General features: G+C 65.6%; 16 protein-coding genes. 8 read left to right on the top strand and 8 right to left on the bottom strand.

All coding sequences use genetic code 11. From position 1 onward, the window contains the following. Positions 1–20: 20 nt before the first annotated feature. A complete protein-coding gene (locus AC51GT_RS12800) occupies positions 21–1,274 on the bottom strand; it encodes an EAL domain-containing protein (protein WP_496323107.1) in 1,254 nt (417 codons plus the stop codon). A gap of 402 nt (positions 1,275–1,676) precedes the next feature. On the opposite strand from AC51GT_RS12800, the gene AC51GT_RS12795 reads away from it, so the two are divergent. Next, complete coding sequence (locus AC51GT_RS12795) at positions 1,677–2,738, top strand: GGDEF domain-containing protein (protein ID WP_496323108.1); 1,062 nt, start codon at positions 1,677–1,679, stop codon at positions 2,736–2,738. Here AC51GT_RS12795 and AC51GT_RS12790 read toward each other — a convergent pair. Then, entirely contained in the window at positions 2,699–3,454 is a 756-nt protein-coding gene (locus AC51GT_RS12790; RefSeq protein ID WP_496323109.1) for a hypothetical protein, read from the bottom strand. The two genes, AC51GT_RS12795 and AC51GT_RS12790, sit on opposite strands and share 40 nt — an antisense overlap. Before the next feature lie 359 nt (positions 3,455–3,813). On the opposite strand from AC51GT_RS12790, the gene AC51GT_RS12785 reads away from it, so the two are divergent. Next, positions 3,814–5,925 (top strand): Rv1355c family protein, encoded by a 2,112-nt coding sequence (locus AC51GT_RS12785; RefSeq protein WP_496328984.1) that lies wholly within the window; start codon positions 3,814–3,816, stop codon positions 5,923–5,925. A 7-nt stretch (positions 5,926–5,932) separates the two neighbouring features. On the opposite strand, the gene AC51GT_RS12780 is transcribed toward AC51GT_RS12785, so the two are convergent. The 3 genes from AC51GT_RS12780 to AC51GT_RS12770 all read right to left on the bottom strand — a co-directional run bounded on the left by AC51GT_RS12780 (position 5,933) and on the right by AC51GT_RS12770 (position 10,373). After that, a complete protein-coding gene (locus tag AC51GT_RS12780; protein ID WP_496328983.1) occupies positions 5,933–7,183 on the bottom strand; it encodes a saccharopine dehydrogenase family protein in 1,251 nt (416 codons plus the stop codon). Positions 7,184–7,275: 92 nt separating this feature from the next. Continuing rightward, positions 7,276–9,627, bottom strand: coding sequence for a glycoside hydrolase family 65 protein (locus AC51GT_RS12775; RefSeq protein WP_496328982.1), 2,352 nt, complete (start codon positions 9,625–9,627; stop codon positions 7,276–7,278). After that, on the bottom strand, positions 9,624–10,373 hold the full coding sequence (locus AC51GT_RS12770; protein ID WP_496328981.1) for a beta-phosphoglucomutase family hydrolase: 750 nt from the start codon (positions 10,371–10,373) through the stop codon (positions 9,624–9,626). Before AC51GT_RS12770 ends, AC51GT_RS12775 begins: the two co-directional genes overlap by 4 nt. Before the next feature lie 133 nt (positions 10,374–10,506). Between AC51GT_RS12770 and menD the strand changes: the two genes are divergently transcribed. From menD to AC51GT_RS12750, 4 genes are all read left to right on the top strand, one after another. After that, entirely contained in the window at positions 10,507–12,144 is a 1,638-nt protein-coding gene (gene menD, locus AC51GT_RS12765) for a 2-succinyl-5-enolpyruvyl-6-hydroxy-3-cyclohexene-1-carboxylic-acid synthase (protein WP_496323114.1), read from the top strand. A gap of 195 nt (positions 12,145–12,339) precedes the next feature. Next, the gene (locus AC51GT_RS12760) at positions 12,340–12,810 is read left to right on the top strand and encodes a hypothetical protein (RefSeq protein ID WP_496328980.1); all 471 of its coding nucleotides are present in this window, start codon (positions 12,340–12,342) and stop codon (positions 12,808–12,810) included. A gap of 124 nt (positions 12,811–12,934) precedes the next feature. Then, positions 12,935–13,624: a demethylmenaquinone methyltransferase gene (locus AC51GT_RS12755; RefSeq protein ID WP_496323116.1), complete on the top strand. Its 690-nt coding sequence runs from the start codon at positions 12,935–12,937 to the stop codon at positions 13,622–13,624. A 98-nt stretch (positions 13,625–13,722) separates the two neighbouring features. Beyond that, positions 13,723–17,061 carry a DEAD/DEAH box helicase gene (locus AC51GT_RS12750; protein ID WP_496328979.1) on the top strand — a complete coding sequence of 1,113 codons (3,339 nt, stop codon included), beginning with the start codon at positions 13,723–13,725 and terminating at the stop codon, positions 17,059–17,061. A 77-nt stretch (positions 17,062–17,138) separates the two neighbouring features. Here AC51GT_RS12750 and AC51GT_RS12745 read toward each other — a convergent pair whose 3' ends face one another. Next, positions 17,139–18,392: a geranylgeranyl reductase family protein gene (locus tag AC51GT_RS12745; RefSeq protein ID WP_496328978.1), complete on the bottom strand. Its 1,254-nt coding sequence runs from the start codon at positions 18,390–18,392 to the stop codon at positions 17,139–17,141. Between the two features lie 53 nt (positions 18,393–18,445). On the opposite strand from AC51GT_RS12745, the gene AC51GT_RS12740 reads away from it, so the two are divergent. Further along, entirely contained in the window at positions 18,446–19,456 is a 1,011-nt protein-coding gene (locus tag AC51GT_RS12740; protein ID WP_496323119.1) for a polyprenyl synthetase family protein, read from the top strand. Between the two features lie 136 nt (positions 19,457–19,592). Next, complete coding sequence (gene htpX, locus AC51GT_RS12735) at positions 19,593–20,450, top strand: zinc metalloprotease HtpX (protein WP_496328977.1); 858 nt, start codon at positions 19,593–19,595, stop codon at positions 20,448–20,450. A 65-nt stretch (positions 20,451–20,515) separates the two neighbouring features. Here the strand turns inward: htpX and AC51GT_RS12730 are convergent, their stop codons facing one another. Next, the gene (locus AC51GT_RS12730) at positions 20,516–21,415 is read right to left on the bottom strand and encodes an LLM class flavin-dependent oxidoreductase (protein ID WP_496329101.1); all 900 of its coding nucleotides are present in this window, start codon (positions 21,413–21,415) and stop codon (positions 20,516–20,518) included. 130 nt (positions 21,416–21,545) lie between these two features. Beyond that, the gene (locus AC51GT_RS12725; protein WP_496323121.1) at positions 21,546–22,037 is read right to left on the bottom strand and encodes a YajQ family cyclic di-GMP-binding protein; all 492 of its coding nucleotides are present in this window, start codon (positions 22,035–22,037) and stop codon (positions 21,546–21,548) included. Positions 22,038–22,172: the final 135 nt, after the last annotated feature.

Genomic DNA, 22,172 nt, shown 5'->3' with positions numbered 1-22,172 from the left:
CGATCGTACGGCCCGGCCGGTTACAAGCGGATGTCGCCTGCGGCTTCGGGTTTGCCGAACAGGAATCCCTGCGCATGGGTGAATCCGAGGTCGCGGAGCTTGCGCAGTTCGTCCTCACTCTCGACACCTTCGGCCACGGTCAGGATGCCGAGGGACGCCGACAACGTGCACACCGCGCCCACCAGGCTGCGCAATGGCTCGACGGTACCCACCTTGGAGACGAGGGAGCGATCGATCTTCACCACCTGTACCGGCTGCTCGACCATGTAACGCAGCGCGGCGAATCCGGTCCCGAGGTCGTCGACGCAGACCGTGCACCCGAGTTCGTCGAGTTCCAGAAGTGTTTGCGCCGCCGGAGATCCGACCTCGATCAGGTTGCGTTCGGTGACCTCGACCCACACCGCCTTGGCAGGCACGCCCGTCGCCGCGATGGCATCGGCGACGTGCTGCACCAGCCCACGGTCGATGAGCTGGCGGGCCGAGAAATTGACCGACATGAACATCGACATGTCGCCTGACTCCCGTTGCCACTGCGCGAGCTGCTCGAGCGCGGTCGTCACACCCCAGCGGCCGATCGGGACTATCAGCGATGTCGCCTCGGCCGCGTCGAGGAAATCGGCGGGGAGCCGGAGCTCATCACCCACCCGCCATCTGAGCAGCGACTCGAACCCGACCCGCTTCCTCGACGACAGATCGACGATCGGCTGGTAATGCAGGGCGAAGTCGCTGCCGATCGCCTTCGCCAACTCGGTGGTCCCGGCCACCTCGTGCTTGAGCAGCTCCAGCGACTGTGACGTCGCGCGGATCGACGTCGACGTCGTGCGGATCGCGTGGTGGACCGCAGCTGTGGCGGCCTGGACGAGCTCCCGGACGTCGTGGGCGGTGGACACCTCGGAGGCGAGCGCGATCCCGAGGCAGCTCGGTACGAACACCGCCTGTCCCTCGACCATCACCTGACGGGACATGCGCTCGGCAAGGCGGCGTTCGACCGTCCTCACATCGACCGCGGTGGTATCGAAATACACCAGGATCAGGTGGTCGTACGGTCCCTCCCACACACCCGGATGGTCACCGAACATCTCGCTCAGTGCAGCAGCGACGGCCGGGCGGAGTTTGCTCGCCAAGTGAAATCCCAGCGCGGCGGTGATCAGGCAGGTCGGGTCCATGGAAACCAGGACCACTCCGAGGGAGGGGTAATCGATGCCTGTGAGGTGGCCGCGAATAGCATCGCGGTTTGCCACCTTGGGCTCCAGTGGCGGGGTTGACGCCGGCATGCACAACTCCCGATGATGTCCAGTCCAGCGCGACGGCATTCCCACGAATGCACTCGCCCCGCTCGTTCAATCGTTGAGACTACCGCGCTCCGGCGAATTTCCACCTAAGATGGGCCGCAAGTCGAACACGTGACTAGACTGGCTATGGTTGTTCCCAATCGGGAACCGGCGTTGAGTGGTAATTCGCGCCTCAAGGGTTCATCGTCGCATGTCCGGTCAGGTCTGGCGCGTCTGACCGGTGGCGTCGCCACGTGTTGGGGATTCGGATAGCTGATCGCTGTGGAGTACAAGTTCTCGGACCGCTTCGACGCACGATCAACTGCGGTACTGATAAGTACGGCGGGCGCTTTCGCGTTGCCATTGTTCGCGTTCATACAGCCGGAATTCATTATCGACGGCGGTATGAAATACCTGGTCGTCATCTGGCTTTTCAGTACATTTTCTTTCGCGGTCACGCTATATGTCGGCAGATTGTCCGATACGCAATTCGCAATGCTGGGATTCGGCGGAATGCTGGGTGTCGCATGGTCGGCCTATCTGGTGTCGGATCCGGCCGCGGCCCGGGCGATCGTGGCGCTGCTGGCCGCCATCCCGGCGATCGCTGCCATGGGCTCGTCGCGGCGGGTGACCGTCTCGTTCACTGTGCTCGCGATGATGCTCGCGGTGGCACTGTCGTCCTTCAACGCCACCTCGGGGGTGGCGCTCATCGTGGCGACCGGCGCCGCGGTCACCACTGTGTTCGTGCCGGTGTTCATGGTCGCAGCGCTCCGGAAGTCGCTCGGTTCGGTGCTCCTGAAGGTGGCCAAGCTAGGTGATACCGACCCCCTGACGGGCGTGCTCAATCGTCGCGGGCTGCTGAACCGAAACAGTGATCTGCTCGAGCGCATCGTCCGGACCCGTCAGTCGATCGGGTTCATGATGATGGACTTCGACAACTTCAAGTCCGTCAACGACAACCACGGGCACGCGGCCGGGGACGCCGTGCTCGTGACTGCGGCCGCCCTCATCGAAAAGACGGTTCCGAGCCGTTCGATCGTCAGCCGGTTCGGTGGTGAGGAGTTCGTGGTGATGACAGAGTCGGCCAACCCCGCAGAACTCGTCGACCTCGCAGAGCAGATCCGCGATCGGATCCAGGCCGAATGCGGTGTGACGATCAGCATCGGCGCCATCTATGCGCCGCTGATCCGGTCGACGACCGGTCGCCCCAACATCGACGACGTGATCGACTTCCTCACCAGGCAAGCCGACCGGTGCATGTATGCCGCCAAAGATGCCGGGCGAAATAAAGTGATCTCGCGCACATGTGCACCGATCGTGTGGGTTCCTGGCCCTCCGAGTGAGCCTCAGGTCGAGTTTGTCGCGGACGAACGCCGCGTGGGCAATCTCGACCTGGTCCGCAGACGGCGGGCCGCCGGCGTCCGCTCTCAGGCGGCGACGCCACTTGTCGACGACCAGCCGTTCTGATCGGCGCCGGCCGCGAGGATCTGTGTGTCCTGCATCATGTGGGCGAGCACCTTCGGCTTGGCATCGAGTGCGATCCGGTCGCGGTCCCACCACATCAGGCTGGTCTGGTAGCGCGCATCGGGGTACGGCGAGGCCGGGATGTCTTCGGCGACCCGGCCGCCGGAGGACTCCCAGCGACGCAGGACGTGGTCCGCGGCGGTGGCCATGATGTAGCGGGCACCGGTCAGCGTCATGGTCGGCAGGGCCACGCGGGCGAGCATCCCGGCAACCGTCGGGGCGGCGGGCCCCTCGGCGGCCCACGCCGTCTTCATCTCCACGACGCCATCGGCCAGACGCGAATCGATCGCGTCGATGACCATCTCCAGGCCCGGCTGACCAGCCCATTCGAGCAATGCGTGGGACTGGTGGGCGTTGCGGTATGGTCCCTTGGCGCGGACGCCTCCGATGACCGTTCCCGATCGGTCGAGGGCGGCGTAGAACAACGTGGTGCAGTGGCCGCGGACGACGTCGTCGTACTCGAGGGCCATTTCCGCGCCGTACTTGGCGTAGCTTTCGCGAGCGCCGTCGAGATACTCGACCCACACATCCGGAACCGATTGCGGAGTGCCGACGATCAGAGTCGTCCCGGTCTGCTCGTCGATGACCCGAGCGGTGAAGTCACGCGCTGCTGAGCCGATCTGTGCGGTTCGACGATGGGGGGCGAATGCGGTGGTCATTGGGTCTCCTGGCCTGCACATGTGTGCGCGCTATTGCTATCTCACTATTGTGGATAGCTGGTGTGGGTTTCATGGATGGTCTTGCAGGTAGCAAACATCGCGCGGGGTTTTGTTGTCCCATGCGTATTGTTGCTTGTTTCTGGTCGTTATGTCACTGTGTGTCAATCTCCCTCGCCGAAAACGCCCCATCCGGTTAGTTGCATGCCCGGCTTTGGACAGTGTTCTGAGCGAACGTCCAATTCCCTCGGTCGAATGTCGCTAGGGCTCAGCGGATGTGGGATGTACAGCAGTCCGTATGTGCCCCGGGGGAACAGGTTTCAATCCCAGGGAAGCATTGAAAACAAAAACAGGATGGTGTAGTGAGCGATCAGGCCAATGAATCCCAGGCGACCGTTGAGGTTATCGACGAACGGAATCCGGAGGGGCGCAGCCGTCTCGAGGAACTCCGCGCCACATCGGGAATAGACCTCCTGGATTCGGTGGCCTCCCAGCTGTCGGCGGCAGGCGAATTGATCCCGCCGTTGGGGAGTGAGTTTCTCGATGAGCCCGCCCGCTGGATCTACTATCCCTGGCGAAAGACGGCAATTCGACTGCTCGGACCCGCCGGATATCGGCGACTGCGGCTCGACCGGAACCGCAACAAGTTGACCGTCGACGAGCAGGATCGGGCCGCTGGGCTGCGAATCGGGGTCGTCGGCCTGAGCGTCGGACACGCAGTTGCACATACGTTGGCACTCGAAGGTCTCTGTGGCGAGTTGCGACTGACCGATTTCGACGACATCGAATTGTCGAACCTGAATCGAGTTCCCGGTTCGGTCTTTGACATCGGCGTCAACAAAGCGGTTGTCGCGGCCCGGCGAATTGCGGAGATCGATCCTTATCTCGATGTCCGGGTGCACCGAGAAGGTGTACAGGAATCCACAATTGATGAGTTCTTGGCGGGCCTGGATATCGTCATAGAAGAATGTGATTCATTCGACGCGAAAGTATTGGTCCGGGATAGGGCGCGGGCACTGGGGATTCCGGTGATCATGGAAACCAGCGACGGCGGTGTTCTCGACGTCGAGCGATTTGATCTCGAGCCCGATCGGCCGTTGTTCCACGGTCTGCTGGGCGATTTCAATGCGGCCTCATTGTCGGGATTGTCGGCCGCCGAGAAGGTGCCCTTTGCGCTACAGATCCTCGACGGCGACCGATTGACATCACGAATGGCTGCTTCAGTATTCGAAATGGGCCGAATCCTTTCTGCCTGGCCACAACTCGGTGGCGACGTCGCTCTCGGCGGCGCGACCGTCGCCGCAGCCGTCCGGCGGATCGTCCGGGCTGAATCACTCCCGTCGGGCCGAGTCCGGGTCGACCTGGATTCCATCCTCGAAGGTCTGACCGAACCGGCCGCCGCTGCCGAGCCCGCACCGCGGACCGACGTCGATGTGGCCGCCGAGTTCGCGGCCCTCGAGCCCCGAGATGCGGTGGTGTACGCAGGGTCTCGGGCCCCTTCGCTCGGCAACGCACAGCCGTGGAGCTTTGATGCCGACGATGCCGGTGTGACGGTGCGAGCCTCCACTTCGCCGTCGTCGCGGATGGATGTGGCCCGGCGGGCGTCGGCGGTGGCACTGGGTGCGGTCTTGCACAACATGACGGTTGCCGCGTCCGCCGTCGGAGTGGCAGGCAAGACCGCGATCACCGGGTCGGGCAGCGAACTGCAGGTTCGGTTCGACTTCGACGGAATCGTGGAAACCGATGGCGCCGCACCGATTCGGGCGGTGCTCGATCGCCGGACCAATCGGGGTTTCGGCGATCGCAGCGAGCTCGGCGACGACGTGGTGAGCGAGCTGTCGAAGGACGTGCCCACCGGCGCGCAGGTCCGACTGGTCACCGATCCGGAGACACTCGCCGCATTCGGCGTGATCGCGGGGGCGGCCGAACGGCTGCGATACCTGGATCCGGATCTGCAGGCCGAGATGATGGCGGAGATCGTGGCCGCCTCAGAGATGGCCTCGGACACCGGCATCGAGGTCGGGGACATGGCACTGATGCCGCAGCAGGCCCCGTTGCTGGCGTTGCTGCGTCGCCCCGATGTGATGGCGCACCTCGACGCCTGGGGTGCGGGGTCGGCGCTGGGCGCAGATGCGCAGGGCCGGATCATGACCGCGTCGGCGCTGGCGGTGGTGACGGTAGGCGGACGAAACGCCGATGCCTACGTCCACGGTGGAGTTGCGATGCAGGATCTGTGGATCCGCGCGCAGGCACTGGGCCTGGCCGTCCAGCCGATCACGCCGGCGTTCCTGTATGCCGATGGGCCGCAGGAGTGTGATGCGATCTCGCCGAAGAAGAGTGACGAGTTGTTCGCCCTGGCGACGCAGTTCCACGAACTGTTCGATGTGAAGGACGGTGCGGCGGTCGCCGCGGTACTGCGACTGTCGCGGTCGGCCTTTGTTCCCTCGGTGAGCCGGCGTCGTCCGGTGAGCTGACCCGGGCCTAGGGGAGTTGCTCGGCTTCGAGCGTGAAGCCCGCGGCCCGGAGGCGTTCGATGAGGACGTCGCCGATTGCGGCCGCCGGGGTCAGGATGCCCGACCGGGGTGGCAGTTCGTCCCGGTTCAGCGCCAGCGACAACGCGCACTCCGACAACATCACCGCCGTGGCCTTGTACCCGGGGTCGCCCTTGGCGACTATCCGGGACCGATAACGCTTACCCGTGCTGGTCGTCGTGTAGGTCTCGGTGGTGAAATACCCGGCCTCCCGCGCCTTTTCGCTGGGTCCCTCCCCGGGCTTGGGCAGGACACGATCGAGCACCCTGCGGACCGGGCCGATCGACATCGCGCCGAGGAATGCCCCGGTGCCGGCGGCGACCACGGCAGCGATGGCGGTCGAGAGGTACGGCGTGTCTCCGACGTACATGGTTTCGCCGTATCGGAAGTTCTCGCCGTAAGCGTTGTCGAGCAGGGCATTCGACCGGCGCACGATCCGGGTGTTGTGGCTGGCCATGAAGAACGGAGCCAGCGTGCCCTTGAGGCTCGGATCGACCTTCGAGGCGTCGACCAGCGCCATGTCACTGGGTTCGGCGCTGCGTTTGATACCCGCGTGTTCGCCCGGTCCGGTGGACAGGGCGTGGGGATCGAGCAGGGTGCGACGGGTGTCGGCGTTGGCGGCCTCCTTGGCGATCACCCGCATCGAATCGATCGTCCCGCCGCTGATCCCACCGCGGAACCTGCGGAGCACCATCGTCGTATCACCCATCGTGCCCTCGCCATCGGCGCTGATCTTCTCGTGTAGCAGGTAGACGCCGAGATCGGAAGGGACGGAATCGAATCCGCAGGAATGCAGGATGCGTGCGCCGTTGGACTTCGCCTGGTCGCCGAACTTGTCGATCGACATCCGGACAAAGGGCACCTCGCCGGTGAGGTCGACGTAGTCGGTGCCGTTGTTGACGGCCGAGGCCAGGACCGCCTCGCCGTACTTCAGGTAGGGACCGACGGTGGTGCACAACACCCGGGTGCGGGCGGTCATCGCGTCGAGCGTGGCCGGTGAATCGACGTCCGCAACGATCAGCGGCCACGCGTTGGCGGGCGCGGGCAGGTCGAACCGCATCTGCGAGAGTTTGTGCTCGCTGCGGCCGGCCAGCGCGATCTTGGTTCCGGCGGGGGCATGTTCGGCCAGGTATTCGGCCGTCAGCGCTCCGACGAAACTGGTGGCTCCGAAGACAACAATGTCGAACTCGCGATCACTCATGACCCGACCCTACTGAAAACTGTGGGGCCCGGCTTCCGGTTACCCCGGCCGGGTGGCCTGAGCAGCCGGCAATCGATCGGGGTTCGGGCCGGTCAATACGACTTGATGCGGCGATAGGGCTGTCGGCCCGGCGGCTGCTCAGGCGTCGAGTCCGGACGCAGTTCCTCGATCGGCAGTGTCACCGGATCGTCGCCGAGAAGGAACGACTGACCGTGGTGCCACAGCTGCCGGTGGTCGCCGCCGATCAGCCGGTAGGTCGCCTCCTGATGATGTACCTCGACCTCGATGTAGGTGCGCTGCAATGTCATCCGGAAGACCATGCGGTCCAGCCGGTGGGGAATCCTCGGCGCGAAGGTGACAACACCACCGTGATCCCGCATCCCGCCGAAGCCGGCGACACAGCACAACCAGGTCCCGGCGAGCGCCGCGATGTGCAGACCGCCGGACGAATTGTGGTGCAGGTCGTGCAGATCGGTGAGCGCGGTCTCGATGAAGTAGTCGTACGCCAGATCCAGATGTCCGACCTCCGCGGCCACGATCGACTGCGCACAGGCCGACAGGGACGAATCCCGCACCGTCATGGGCTCGTAGTAGTCGAAGTTGCGCCGCTTCTCATCCGCGGTGAAGGCATCACCGCGCAGCCACATCGCGAGTACCAGATCGGCCTGTTTGACCACCTGTTTGCGGTAGAGATCCTGATACGGGTAATGCAGGAGCAGGGGATAGTTCTCGGGCGGTGTGTCGGTGAAATCCCATTTGGCCTGGCGGGTGAACGACTCGGCCTGTTGATGGACATGCAGTTCCGGGTCATAGGGCAGCGTCATCCGGTCGGCGCAGTCTTTCCAGTACGCCGTCTCCTCGTCGTCGACACCGAATCGGGCGGCCACCGGCGGATGCCGCTTGCACGCGGCGACGGCATCGCGGAAGTTCTTCTGCGCCATCAGGTTCGTGTAGACGTTGTTGTTGGCGACCGAGGAGTACTCGTCCGGTCCGGTGACCCCGTCGATGCGAAAGTCCCCGCGCAGGTCGTGGTGGCCCAGGGACGCCCAGGATCGGGCGGTCTCGATCAGCAGTTCGAGACCCCGATCGATCTCGAACTGCAGGTCGCCGGTGGCCGCGACGTACTGCGAGACCGCTGCGGCGATGTCGGCATTGATGTGGACCGCGGCACTGCCGGCGGGCCAGTAGCTCGAACACTCCTCACCGTTGATCGAGCGCCACGGGAACATCGCCCCCGCCTGGCCCAACTCGACGGCCCGACTCTTGGCCATTCCGAGCGTTGCGTGGCGCCAGCCCAGCGCGTTGGCGGTCGCATCGGGGACGGTGTAGGTCAGGACCGGCAACACGAAGGTCTCGGTGTCCCAGAAGGCGTGGCCGTCGTATCCGGGCCCGGTCAGGCCCTTTGCCGCCAGCGCCCGGTTCTCGCCGCGGGCACCCGCCTGCAAGACCTGGAACAGTGCGAAGCGGACCGCCTGCTGCAGTTCCGGATCGCCGTCGATGACGACGTCGGCGGTATCCCAGAAGGCGTCGAGATATTGGCGCTGGCGGGCCTTCAACTCGTCCCAGCCGTTGTCGCGGGCTATCGCCAGGGCGGCGTCGACCTGGGCCTGCAGCGCCGAGGGTGACCGCTGGCTCGACCACCCGTACGCCAGGAATTTCGTGATCGTGATTCGTTGTCCGGCAGGGACATTGGCGGTCACGGTCAACCGTGCCAGATCATCGCTCAGGATCTCGCACGACACCGAGTTCGGGGCATCGAGCTCATGGTCCATCCCCGCGGCCATCCGCAGGCCGGACTCCCTGGTGTGGTGGCCCAGAACGGCCCGGTGGCCGTGGGCCTCGGCGAAATCGCCCACCAGCGGCCGGTCGAGTGCGGCGGCCAACCGCGGATCTTTGCCTGCGGGTCCGGCCGTCGATTCGTTGGCCAGCAAGTCGGATTGGAGGACGATCTCGGTGTCCTCGTCCAGTGGTTCGACCTCGTAGCGGATCAGGGCCATCGCCCGTTCGGTGAACGACACCAGCCGTTCGGAGGTGATCCGGATCCGTCGGCCGACCGGTGAGGTCCACTCGGTGGTGCGCAACAGCGTTCCCGAGCGAAAGTCGAGCTTCCACTCGTGATGCTGGGTGGTCCCGTAGCGCAGATCCATCGGTTCGTCCTCGACGAGCAGCCTGATGATCTTGCCGTTGGTGACGTTGACAACCGTCTGCCCGTCCTCGGGATACCCGTAACCACCTTCCGCGTACGGCAACTCGCGCCGTTCGTAGAAGCCGTTGAGATAGGTCCCGGGGTTGAAGACCGGCTCGGCCTCCTCGACGTTGGCACGCAACCCGATGTGGCCGTTGGACAGGGCGAAGATCGACTCGATGTGACCAAGAGATTCTTGGTCGGTGCCGCGCCAGCTCAGATGCCAGGGCGCCACCTCCATCCGGGGATCCTGGGTCATCGCGCCTCCAACAGGTCGGTCAAGGTGGTGACCACGCGGTCAGCACCGGCTCGGTTCAGGTCGTCGCCGTGGGTGTCGCCGCCGGTCCGGTCGACGCCCACGACGTAACCGAAGTGGCCGGCATGCCCGGCGGCCACGCCCGCGACGGCGTCTTCGAACACCGCGGCCTGCTCGGGTGGCACGCCGAGAGCCTCGGCACCGGCGAGAAATGCGTCCGGAGCGGGCTTTCCGGCGAGACCGCGCCGGGCGATCGTGAGTCCGTCGACGCGGGCGGAGACGTAGGCGGCCAGCCCCGTTGCCTCCAGGATCGGGCCGCCGTTCTTGGAGCTGGTCACCACGGCGATCGCCAATTGCGAGTGCTGCGCTGCCTTCAGATACGTCACAGCGTCGGGATAGGGCTGCGCGCCTTCTGTTTTCAATGTTTCGAGAAACAGGCCGTTCTTGGTGTCGCCGATGCCGCTGACCGTGGCGTCGTCGATGGTGTCGCCGGTGCGGCCCGGCGGAAGTGTGATGCGGCGGGACGCCAGGAATGTCGTGATCCCGTCGTCGCGCGACCGGCCATCGACGTACTGGAGATAGTCATCGTCGCTGAAGGGTCGACGCTGGTCGGGGTCTGCCGCAGAGTAGGACGCGAGGAAGGTGTCGAAAGCCTGCTTCCACGCTCGACGGTGAACTGTTGCCGTGTTGGTCAGAACCCCGTCGAGATCCAACAGCAATGCCGTCACCGATGTCGGTAAGCCGATCACCCTTGGAACCGTACCCGGTAGGGCCGGGTTCGCGTCCGAAGTCGCGGCCATGACGGGTCGGCGCGGGCGGATGTCCGCGTCGTCACACCGGTCGACGCGAGAGACAGGCGGGCCGCGCCGCTAGCCTGAAGTCATGAACCCTTCGACCCTGCAGGCGCGCGTGATCGTCGACGAGATGATCCGCGGAGGCGTGGCCGAAGCCGTGTTGTGCCCCGGTTCTCGCAATGCGCCGTTCGCGTTCGCGTTGCATGCCGCCGACGCGGCCGGGCTCCTGCGACTGCACGTGCGGGTCGACGAACGGACCGCCGGCTATCTGGCGCTGGGTCTGGCCGCGGCGTCCGGGCAGCCCGTGCCCATCGTGATGACCAGCGGTACCGCGGTGGCGAACATGAGCCCGGCGGTCTTCGAGGCCAACTACGCACGGCTGCCATTGGTGGTGATCAGCGCGAACCGGCCCTACGAACTGCTCGGATCGGGTGCAAACCAGACCATCGAACAGTTCGGGATCTTCGGCACCCAGGTGCGGGCGGCCATCAGCCTGGGGCTGGCCGAACAGGACCTCGACACCAACAGCCAGTGGCGTTCGGCCGTCGGGCGGGTACTCGCCGCGGCCCGGGGCGCCCGCACCGGCAATGCCGGACCGGTGCAGTTCGACATCCCGTTGCGCGAGCCGCTGGTTCCCGATCCGGGCGTGGCGCCCGGCGATGACCTCGGCGTTTTCGCCGGCCGGCCCGACGGTGCGCCCTGGACGGTGACGGCCGTCGGGAAGCTGGACGTGCCCGTCGGCATCGACATCAGCGAACCGACCGTGGTGGTGTCCGGGCACGGCGCCGGGTATCGGCCCGAACTGGCCGTCCTGCCGACCGTGGCCGAGCCGACCGCCCCGGCTCCCGAGAACCCGCTGCATCCGCTCGCGTTGTCGGCGCTGCGTCCCACCCAGGCGATCATCTGTGGTCGCCCGACGCTGCACCGCGAGGTCTCGACGCTGCTCGCCGACCCGAACGTCCGCGTGTATGCCCTGACCACCGGCCCGCGCTGGCCCGACGTCTCCGGCAACGTGCTCGCCACCGGTTCGCGCGCCGAGGTGTCCGGGGAACCCGACGAGGACTGGCTCAAGGCCTGCGCGGCGGCGCATCAACGAGCGGTCAATGCCGTCGACATGCAACTCGACGCCACCGACACCGTCACCGGACTGCACGTGGCGAAGATCGTCAGCGCGGCGATGGCGCCCGGTGAGCAACTGGTGGTCGGTGCGTCCAACCCCATCCGCGACGTCGCATTGGCCGGACGTGTCGGTCCCGATGTGCGGGTCCTGTCGAACCGAGGAGTCGCGGGGATCGACGGAAATGTCTCCACCGCCATCGGCGCGGCACTCGCGACCGGCGCCCGGACGGTCGCGCTGATGGGCGACCTGACCTTCGTGCACGATGCCACCGGTCTGCTGATCGGTCCGGCCGAACCACGGCCGAAGCGGCTGACGATCGTCGTCGCGAACGACGACGGCGGCGGCATCTTCGGCCTGCTCGAACAGGGCGACCCCCGCTTCTCCGGAGACGACTACCTCGGCGCCTACGAGCGGGTGTTCGGCACCCCGCACCGGACCGACCTGGCATCGGTCTGCGCCGGCTTCGGCACCCCACACCGGCTGGTGACGCTCGACGAGTTACCCGGTGCACTGAACGCGTCCGGGGAGGGCATCGAGGTGATCGAGGTCCGGACAGACCGGTCGACGTTGCGGTCGCTGCACGCGGCCATCAAAACCCGCCTCTGACCACCCGCCGACCGTGCCGATATCACCGTTGACCGTGCCGAAGTTGTCGTCCGAGATGGCGTCGCGTGCAACTTGAGCACGCTCGACGGTGATTTAGGCACGCTCAACGGCGTTATGGGCACGTTGGGCGGTGGGTCCGGTCGGGTGCGTGGCGACGGAATTGGGTCGTCGGGACCGAGTGACTATGGTGGCGGCATGTCTCCGACCGTGCTGCGCCGTGTTCAGATCGGGCTGCTCACCGTCGGGGTCATCATCACGATCATGATGGCGACCATGGTCGCCGGCGCCTATCGCAATGACACCCTCATCAACTCTGACAAGGCCACCACCGTGGCCGAGGTGACCAGCGCCGGCCCCACCAAGGCATCGGTCGCGTTCTCCACACCCGACGGCATGTTCCACAGCCCCCGCCTGGGCGTCTTCTATCCCGGAGGCCTGACCAAGGGGCAGCGCATCAGCATCGACTACTCCAAGTCGGACCCCGAACTCGTCCGCGTCACCGGCCGCGACGCGAGCCTGGCGATCCTGCCCGCGCTGTCGGTGCTGGTGTACTCGTGGTTGGTCATCGGCGGCATCATGGTGCTCCTCGCCGAGATCCACCGGCGGCGGTCCGACGGACATTCATCTGCGGTCCCGGCCCCCGTCACGGCGTCGAAGGCAGTCTGACAACTTCGCCTCCGACACCGGCTTGCTGCTCGACCTCGAGAGTTGGCCCTGAGACGGAGCCCGTCAGTACGTGTGGTCAGGTCGGCGCCGGGGGCATCAGGTGCCAGCCGGTACGGTTGCGGTCATGTCTCGTGCATCGCTGGCCAAGAATCCCAAAGACGTAGCGGCGATGTTCGACGGTGTCGCCGGACGCTACGACCTCACCAACACCGTCCTGTCGTTCGGTCAGGACCGCGGCTGGCGCGTGGCCACTCGCAAGGCGCTGGCCCTCGGGCCCGATGATGTCGTACTCGATCTCGCGGCCGGCACGGCGGTGTCAACCGTCGAGCTCGCGCGGTCCGGTGCGTTCTGCGTCGCGGCGGACTTCTCGCTCGGCATGCTCAAGGCCGGGGCCAAGCGGCCGGTGCCGAAGGTGGCCGCCGATGCGTTGCACCTGCCGTTCGGCGACAACACCTTCGACGCCGCGACCATCTCGTTCGGTCTCCGCAACGTCAACGATGTCGATGTCGCCTTCGCCGAGCTGTTCCGGGTTCTCAAACCGGGTGGTCGCGTGGTCATCTGTGAGTTCTCCACGCCGGTTTTCGAACCGATGCGGGTGGTCTACATGGAGTACCTGATGAAGGCGTTGCCGGCGGTGGCGACCAAGGTCTCGAGCAACCCCGAGGCATATGTGTATCTCGCGGAGTCGATCCGCGAGTGGCCGAATCAGCCGGAGTTGGCGCAGCAGATGCGTGATGCCGGGTTCCACGACGTCCGCTGGCGCAACCTCACCTTCGGGATCACCGCGCTGCATCGGGGCGTCAAGCCTGCCTAACCCGATGATGTGGTGTTTTGGCGACGCCCACCTGGGGTTTTGTTCGCCAAAACCCCACACTTTCGGTGCTGTCTGGATCCCTCGCTAACCTGCAATCAATGACTACCGACTGGGCGCAACTGATCACCGCGGCGTCGCTGATGGGCGACTTCGATCCGGGGTCGCTCAGTCGTGGCGCGGCGTACGCCAAACAGCGCCGCGTCAGTGCGGTGAAGTGGGACGAACCGAAGCACCGATTGACCGGACGATGCACGGGCTCGGGTGTCTCCACCTACGGCATGCGCGTGGTCTTCAGCGGCCTCGGTCCGGACTGGAAGATCGCGGATGCGTCGTGCACCTGCCCGGTCGGCTACTTCTGTAAACACGCCGTGGCGTTGCTGCTCACCTTTGCCGAAGGCATCGACACCGACGTCTCGCGCTTGCCCGCCCAGCAGGTCCCGCAGTGGGAACGCCGGTTGCGGCCGTTGCTCGAACAGAATCGGCCCACTCCGGCCGAACCATTGGCCTTACAGGTGTTCTACAGCGAGGGCGTCACCCCCGGGCGCCGGCCCAAACCGGCTCAGTTGGCGCTGCGACTGTTACGTCCGGGCACACGCTCGAAGTGGATCAGGTCAGGTATCGACTGGCCGATGATCGTCGGGCTCGGACCGGGACACTTCGACATGGCGCAGGTCTCGGTGCTGCAGTCGATGGCCTCGGGGTCCATGCGGACCACCGGATACGGACTCCACTACGGATTGATCCTCACGACGGCACCGGCCACCATCTGGCAACAGCTCGATGCCGCGCTCGCAGCCGGGATCCCGATCCTCGGTGACCCGTCCACCGGAATCGAGGACGTACACATCGGCAAGCGGGCCGGGCTCACCCTCGACATCGGTGGGGAGCTCGGCGGTGACACCCGCGTCGTGATCGAGATCGACGTCGATGGCGTCACGCTGCCGTCGGATGGCGTCGAAATCCTGGGAAACAAGGAACCGCACGGTGTTTCGTATATCGACGACGAGGGTGTGCTCACGCTCGCACCCTTCGAACCGGACAACGGTGCGGTCGCTCGACTGTTGGACGGTCCGCCGATTGTCATCCCGGCCGGAGATGCCGCCGCGTTCGCTGCGGACATGTTGCCGCGCTTGCGCGAATCGGTGGCGGTGCGGGTGGACGAATCGGTATTCGAGCCACCGGTCATCACCGGGCCCGTCGCTGTCCTCACCGTCCAGCTCGTCCACGACACCGCCCACATCCGTTGGGCCATGCGCTATCTGGTCAACGACAAGCCGCGCGACTTCCGTGACGACCCGCCGGCGGAGCCGCGTTGGCGCGACGTGGCCGCCGAGCAGGAACTGTGGGAGAAGCTTCGTGACGTCCTGGCGGCGGTCACCCTCCTGTCGCAGGTGGCGGCCTTTCGCCTCCTGGCCACGCACATCGGGGGAGCCCACGGAACCGGCAGCTTCCCGCCGATCCGCGAACTGCAGTCGGCCGATCACGAGCATGCGATAGCGGCTGCGACGACCCGAACGCTGCGTGGCGATCTGCAACTCACGCCCGTCGAGACCGCACGCCTGTTCGCCGAGATCCTGCCGACGCTCACCGACCGCGACGACCTGGTACTCGACGTCGCCGAGGTCACCACCCGGTACCGGAAGGTCACCGAGCGGGCGCGCGTACGGTTCGCCGGGTCGGACTCGGGGGAGTCCGACTGGCTCGACCTCGCGATCACCATGGACGTCGACGGTGAGCAGGTGCCGGTCGCCGACGTCCTCGCGGAATTATCGACGGGCGCAACGCATATGCTGCTTCCGTCCGGGGTCTACTTCCAGCTGGACACACCCGAGCTGACCAAGCTCAAAGCGCTGATGACCGAGGCCGAGACGTTGGGGGAGCTGGACGCTGGACGCGTCCCGGCGCTCCCGGCGAACGCCACGCTGTGGGAAGAGTTGCTGCAACTCGGTGTGGTCGACGAACAACTCGGGCAGTGGCGCGAACGGGTCGAAAGGCTCAGCGCGGCGCGACCGCCGCAGCGCGTCGAACCGCCGCTGATGCTCCATGCCACCCTGCGCGACTACCAGCGCGACGGCTTGGACTGGCTCGCGTTTCTCTGGGACAACGGGATCGGCGGCGTGCTGGCCGACGACATGGGACTCGGCAAGACCCTGCAGACCCTGGCGTTGTTCGCCCGAGCCCGCGAGAACGGGGAAGCCGGGCGGTTCCTGGTGGTCGCGCCCACGAGCGTCGTCGGGAACTGGGTGTCGGAGTGTCATCGCTTCACCGATCTGAAGGCGGTGGCCGTCACCGCGACCGCGGCGCGGAGCCGCAAACCGTTGGCAGAGTTCATCGCCGACGCCGACCTGGTGATCACCACCTATGCGTTGCTGCGGATCGATTTCGATTCGTACGACGAGCAGGAGTGGGCGGGCATGCTTCTCGACGAGGCCCAGTTCGTCAAGAACCACAATTCGAAAGCCCATCAGTGTGCGCGGCGGTTGTCGGTGCCGTTCAAGCTCGCCGTCACCGGTACTCCGATGGAGAACAACCTGATGGAGTTGTGGTCGCTGCTGTCGATCACCGTGCCCGGGTTGTTCCCGAGTCCGAAGTCGTTCGGTGAGTTCTTCCGTAAGCCCATCGAGAAGGGCGAGGATCCGGAGCGGTTGCCGGTCCTGCGTAAACGCATCAAGCCGGTGATGTTGCGCCGCACCAAAGACCAGGTCGCGCGGGATCTGCCGGCCAAGCAGGAGCAGGTGTTGCAGGTCGAGTTGTCGCCGAAGCACCGCAAGATCTATGACACCCGACTGGTCCGGGAGCGCGAGGTGGTGCTCGGCCTGCTCGGGGATTGGGAGAAGAACCGTTTCCAGATCTTCCGGTCGTTGACGATGCTGCGCCAATTGAGCCTGCATGCAGGCCTGGTCGACCCGGCGGACAGCGACGTTGCGTCCGCGAAGGTCGACTTCATCCGCGAGCAACTTCCGGAACTGATCGCGGAGGGGCACAGTGCGCTCGTCTTCAGCCAGTTCACCGGATTCCTCGGCGTGCTGCGAAAGGCGCTGGAAGCGGACGACATCCGGTACAGCTACCTCGATGGATCGTTGTCGGCGAAGGAGCGGACCGCGGCCATCGAGAACTTCACCTCCGGCAAGACTCAGGTCTTCCTGATCAGTCTCAAGGCCGGCGGCTTCGGGCTCAATCTGACCGAGGCCGACTACTGCTTCGTCTGTGACCCGTGGTGGAATCCGGCCGCAGAGGCCCAGGCCATCGACCGGACGCACCGGATCGGCCAAACCCGGCCGGTGACCGTCTACCGACTGGTGTCCGCCGGAACCATCGAGGCGAAGGTGGTTGCGCTGCAGGACCGCAAACGTGAACTGTTCAACGCCGTGGTCGACGACGGAGAGATGTTCTCCACCGCCGTCGACGCCGACGACATCCGCAAAATGCTGGAGTAACCCCCGATGATGTGCCCTTTTGGCGGTGCCCACCTGGGCTTTTGGTCGCCAAAAGGGCACATCATTGGGGGGTGGGGTCAGGTGAAGGGCGGGCGGGCGTCGAGTTTGTTGCTCGTCAGGCCGGCGAGGTGCCAGGCACGGGCGATCAGATCGGAGTCGTCCTCGGTGATCAGGTTGCCCATCACGCGCACCACCATCGACATCAGGGCGGCCGAGCGGATACCCGGACGTCCCAGGATCGGGACAACTCGCGGCACCGTCAACACTGCGGCCAGACGGCGGGCCGCAGAGAAGGCAAGCGCATAGCGGGACCGCAACAGGTCCGGCCACAACGTCGAATAATCGTTCTCGCCAAGGACTTCGACGGCCAGGCGGGCGGTTTCGAGGGCGTAGTCGATGCCCTCGCCGTTGAGTGGATTGACGCATGCCGCGGCATCACCGATCAACATCCAGTTCGCGCCTGCCACACCCGAGACGGCTCCGCCCATGGGCAGCAGGGCAGAGGCGATGCGCAGGGGCTTACCGCGCAGCTGCCAGTCGTCGCGCTGAGAGTTGGTGTAGTGCTCGATGATCGGCCGCAGCGCCATGTGGGCCGGACGCTTCTCGGTGGCCAGCGCGCCGACCCCGATGTTCACCAGCCCGGACTCCTCGCCGAGCGGGAAGACCCAGCCGTAGCCGGGCAACAATTCACCGGCGCCATCACGCAATTCGAGGTGTGAGCCCATCCAGGTGTCGTCGCAACGTCCGGACTCCACGTACGCCCGCGCCGCCACGCCGTAGGCGGTGTTCCGATGCCAGCTCCGACCCAGCGACGTGCCCAGTGCGGAGCGGACGCCATCGGCGACAATCACTTTGCCGACCTCGATCTGGGCCGGGCCGTCGGGCGTATTGCATTGCACCGCAGTAACTTTTCCGCCGATGATGGTGGCGCCGACCGCCTTGACCCCGGACACCATCGTCGCACCCGCGTCCAGTGCGTGGTGCCGGATGCGGTCGTCGAGTTCGGTGCGGGCCACTGCGCTGCCGTAGGCAGGGAAGTGCGACGACTTCTGCGGCCACCGCACCTGCTGGCGTCCACCCCACCCCTGCAGGTCGAGTCCCTCGATGCGGGGGCCGCTGAACGCATCGGCGAGACCGAGGAGATCGAGCTCTGCGATCGCTCGTGGCGTCAGCCCGTCACCGCAGGTCTTGTCGCGCGGAAACACCGCAGAATCGAGCAATGTGACCTCGTGACCGGCGGCTGCTGCGGCCGCGGCCGCCGCCGACCCGCCAGGACCTGCACCGACGACCAGAATCTCGGTGCGCGCGGGAACGCGGATGGGTGCACTCACCCGGCAAGTATCCCGCACCACTAGGCTCGTCCTATGACGGGAGCAGGTCAGGCGTGAAGACAACGTTCGCAGGTCTTGAAATGGGATCCGAGGCTTTCGCCAAGGACGTCGAGCAGTCGCTCGAGCGTGTTGAGGAGTTGTTGCTCAAGGAGCTGTCCTCCGGCGAGGACTTCCTGACCGAGGCGGCCACACATCTCGCGAAGGCCGGTGGCAAGCGGTTCCGCCCCATCTTCGCGATCTTGTCGGCCCATTTCGGTCCGCAGCCGCACGCCGATGAGGTGATCACGTCGGCGACCGTCGTCGAGATGATCCACCTCGCGACGCTGTACCACGACGACGTGATGGATGAGGCCGACCTGCGCCGCGGTGCGCTCAGCGCCAACAGCCGGTGGAGCAACAGCGTGGCCATCCTGGCCGGCGACTTCCTCTTCGCCCGGGCATCGCGCCTGGTCTCGACTCTGGGCCCGCATGCGGTGCTGATCATCGCGGACACGTTCGCCGAACTGGTCACCGGTCAGATGCGCGAGACCGTCGGCGCCCGCGGCAAGTCCGACCCGGTGGAGCACTACCTACGGGTGGTGTGGGAGAAGACCGGCTCGCTGATCGCGGCCAGTGGCCGCTTCGGAGCCATGGCGTCGGGTGCGGACACCGAACAGATCGAGCGGCTCTCGCGGCTCGGGGACGCGGTCGGGGTGGCCTTCCAGGTCTCCGACGACATCATCGACATCAGTTCGGCGGCCGGCGACTCGGGCAAGAACCCGGGCACCGACCTGCGCGAGGGCGTGCACACCCTCCCGGTGCTCTATGCACTCGCGGACCCGGCCGAGACCCGCCTGCGGGAACTCGTCGTGGCCGCCGACGGCAGCAACCGCGCCCTCACCACCGACGATGAGGTCGCAGAGGCCCTTGAACTACTCAACAAGTCCGAAGGCCTCGTCAAGGCCCGGGCAACCCTGAAGGGGTACGCCGACGCCGCGTACACCGAGCTGGCCGAGCTGCCAGCGGGTTCCGCGCACGACGCGATGAGCTCACTGGTTCGCTACACCGTCGACCGCATCGGCTGACCCCCCGCCCAAGCCCGATGATGTGCCGTTTTGGCGGGGCCCACCTGGGCTTTTGTTCGCCAAAAGGCCACATCATCGGGAACGGAAGGCGGCGTTCGTTCGTTGAACCTCCAGTGCGAGAGAACAGGAGTGATCAATGGGCAGCCATGCCAACGGACTGAAGACGGCCCTGCTGTTAGGGCTCATGTCGGCCATCATCGTGGGAATCGGTGCGGCATTCCAGAGTCCGGCGATCCTGGTGCTGGCGATCATCCTGGCCGTCGGCGTCAACGGGTACGTGTACTTCAACAGCGCCAAGATGGCCCTGAAGTCCATGCATGCGCAACCGGTCACCGAGGTCCAGGCGCCGGTGCTCTATCGCATCGTCCGGGAACTCGCGACCGTAGCCCGCCAGCCGATGCCGGCGCTGTACATCAGTCCCACCGAGGCACCCAACGCCTTCGCCACCGGCCGTAACCCGAAGAACGCGGCAGTGTGCTGCACGTCCGGGATTCTGCAGATCCTCAACGAACGTGAGCTCAGAGCTGTACTCGGGCACGAACTCTCACATGTCTACAATCGCGACATCCTGATCTCGTCCATTGCCGGTGCGATGGCGGCGGTGATCAGTGGTATCGCCAACTTCGCGTTCTTCCTCGGTGGCAACCGTAACGGCGGTGCGAATCCCGTTGTGCTGCTGCTGATCACCATCCTCGGACCGATCGCGGCGACGGTGGTCAAACTCGCGGTGTCGCGCTCTCGCGAGTATCAGGCGGATGCCTCCGGTGCCGAATTGACCGGCGACCCACTGGCATTGGCTTCGGCGCTGCGCAAGATCTCCGGCGGGGTCCAGCGGGCACCGCTGCCACCGAACCCGGATATCGCCGCGCAGTCACACCTGATGATCGCCAACCCCTTCCGGGCCGGTGAGCGCATGAGCAAGATCTTCGCCACACATCCGCCCATGGAGGATCGCATCCGTCGGCTCGAAGAAATGTCGCGCGGACGCAGCTGACGGCTCGTTGATCGACAGGATTCTGCGATTGCGACAGGCCGGTCTCGCAGGCGATTTCGGACTGATCAGGCCGGACGCGGCTGCAGCCAAAGATCTTTGACGATCTCCGCGACCCGATCGAGCTGACCGATGTCGGAACTGGTTGGGATGAGGTGGATTTCGTCAGTGCCGATCGCGGCGAAACCCTCGAGTACGACGGCGAGTTCGGCGTCGGAGCCGGACCAGCCCGTCGTGGGCGCAATCGCATCGACGAACTCGGCCGGAATCCAGTTCATGTAGTGGCGCAGGTGCTGATGTATCTGGGCGCGGGCGGGTTCGGGGTCGCCGAGTGCGAACCAGAACGACGTAGCGAGGTGCGGTGGTTTCGCGCCGGCCGCTGACCATGCGGTGGAGGCGATCTCGAACAGCTCGCGCTGCTTGCCGAGGTCGAGGTCCAGCGTGACGCCGGCCAATCCGTCGGCCCAGGCGGCCGCGCTGCGCAGTGTCCTGGGTCCGATCGTCCCGACGAGCAGCGGGGGACCGCCCGGTTGGATCGGCACGGGCCCGACCGGGCGCACTGAATCGGTCTGGCGCTGCCCGGCCCAGACGCGTCTCATGACGTCGACGCGGTCGGCCATCTGCCGCATCGTCTGGGTTTTCGGATCGGCACCCACCGACCGGTAGTCCTCGTGTCGACCACCCACACCGATCCCGACGGTGAGTCTGCCGCCGCTGATGACGTCCCCGGTGGCGAGTGCCTTCGCCAGCATCACCGGATCGTGCAGTTGCGGCACGATCACGGTGGTCACCAGACGCACCCGCTCGGTCCACGCGGCCATCGCGCCCAGCAACGTCAGGCTGTCGGGATTGTCGAAGGCGATCCGTTCGCCCCAGCAGAGCGACGAAAACGGGCCTTCGTCGATTGCCCTCGCCCAGGCTCGCAGTGTTGCCGCATCAAGGTCCGGTTCCATGACCGGCATCGTCATTCCGACCTGCACGGGCTGATTCTGCGGCATCAACCGGCCGGGTGAGGCCGAATTCGTCCCCCTGGTCGGTCGTCGAGGGCAATGTGCCCTCGACAGGCATCCAGGGGGACGAAACGGGGGAGTGTCGGACCTACCGGTAGTTCACGAACTGCAGGGCGATCTCGAAGTCTTTGTTCTTCAGGAGGTTGATCACTTCCTGGAGATCGTCCCGCTTTTTGCTCGACACCCGGAGTTCGTCGCCCTGGATCTGAGCCTTGACACCCTTGGGGCCCTCGTCGCGGATGGCCTTGCTGATCTTTTTCGCCTTCTCGGAGTCGATGCCCTGGACCAGTGACCCGGTGATCTTGTAGGTCTTGCCCGAACCCACCACATCACCGGCGTCGAACGCCTTGAGGGAGATGTCCCGGCGGATGAGCTTCTCCTTGAACACCTCGAGCCCGGCCTGGGCCCGCTCCTCGGCGTCCGAGGTGATCACGATGTTCTCTTCGCCGGACCACTCGATCGTGGTGTTGGTGCCGCGGAAGTCGTAACGCTGCGACAGCTCTTTGGCGGCCTGATTGAGCGCGTTGTCGACTTCCTGGCGGTCGAGCTTGCTGACCACGTCAAAACTTGAATCTGCCATAACCGACAAGGGTAGTCGGGCGCCCGGCCGAAACGTTGCATCACAGTCAAAAGCTCTGGATTCGAGGGCTCTGAACAGCGCATTTGTGAATATGGGGGGTACCCGATGTAATGTTTCCCGCGTTGCTTTCCGACG

Source organism: Williamsia sp. z34, assembly GCF_059553395.1.
Note: the sequence above shows the minus strand (reverse complement) of the source record. Positions and strands in the feature narration are given on the sequence as shown.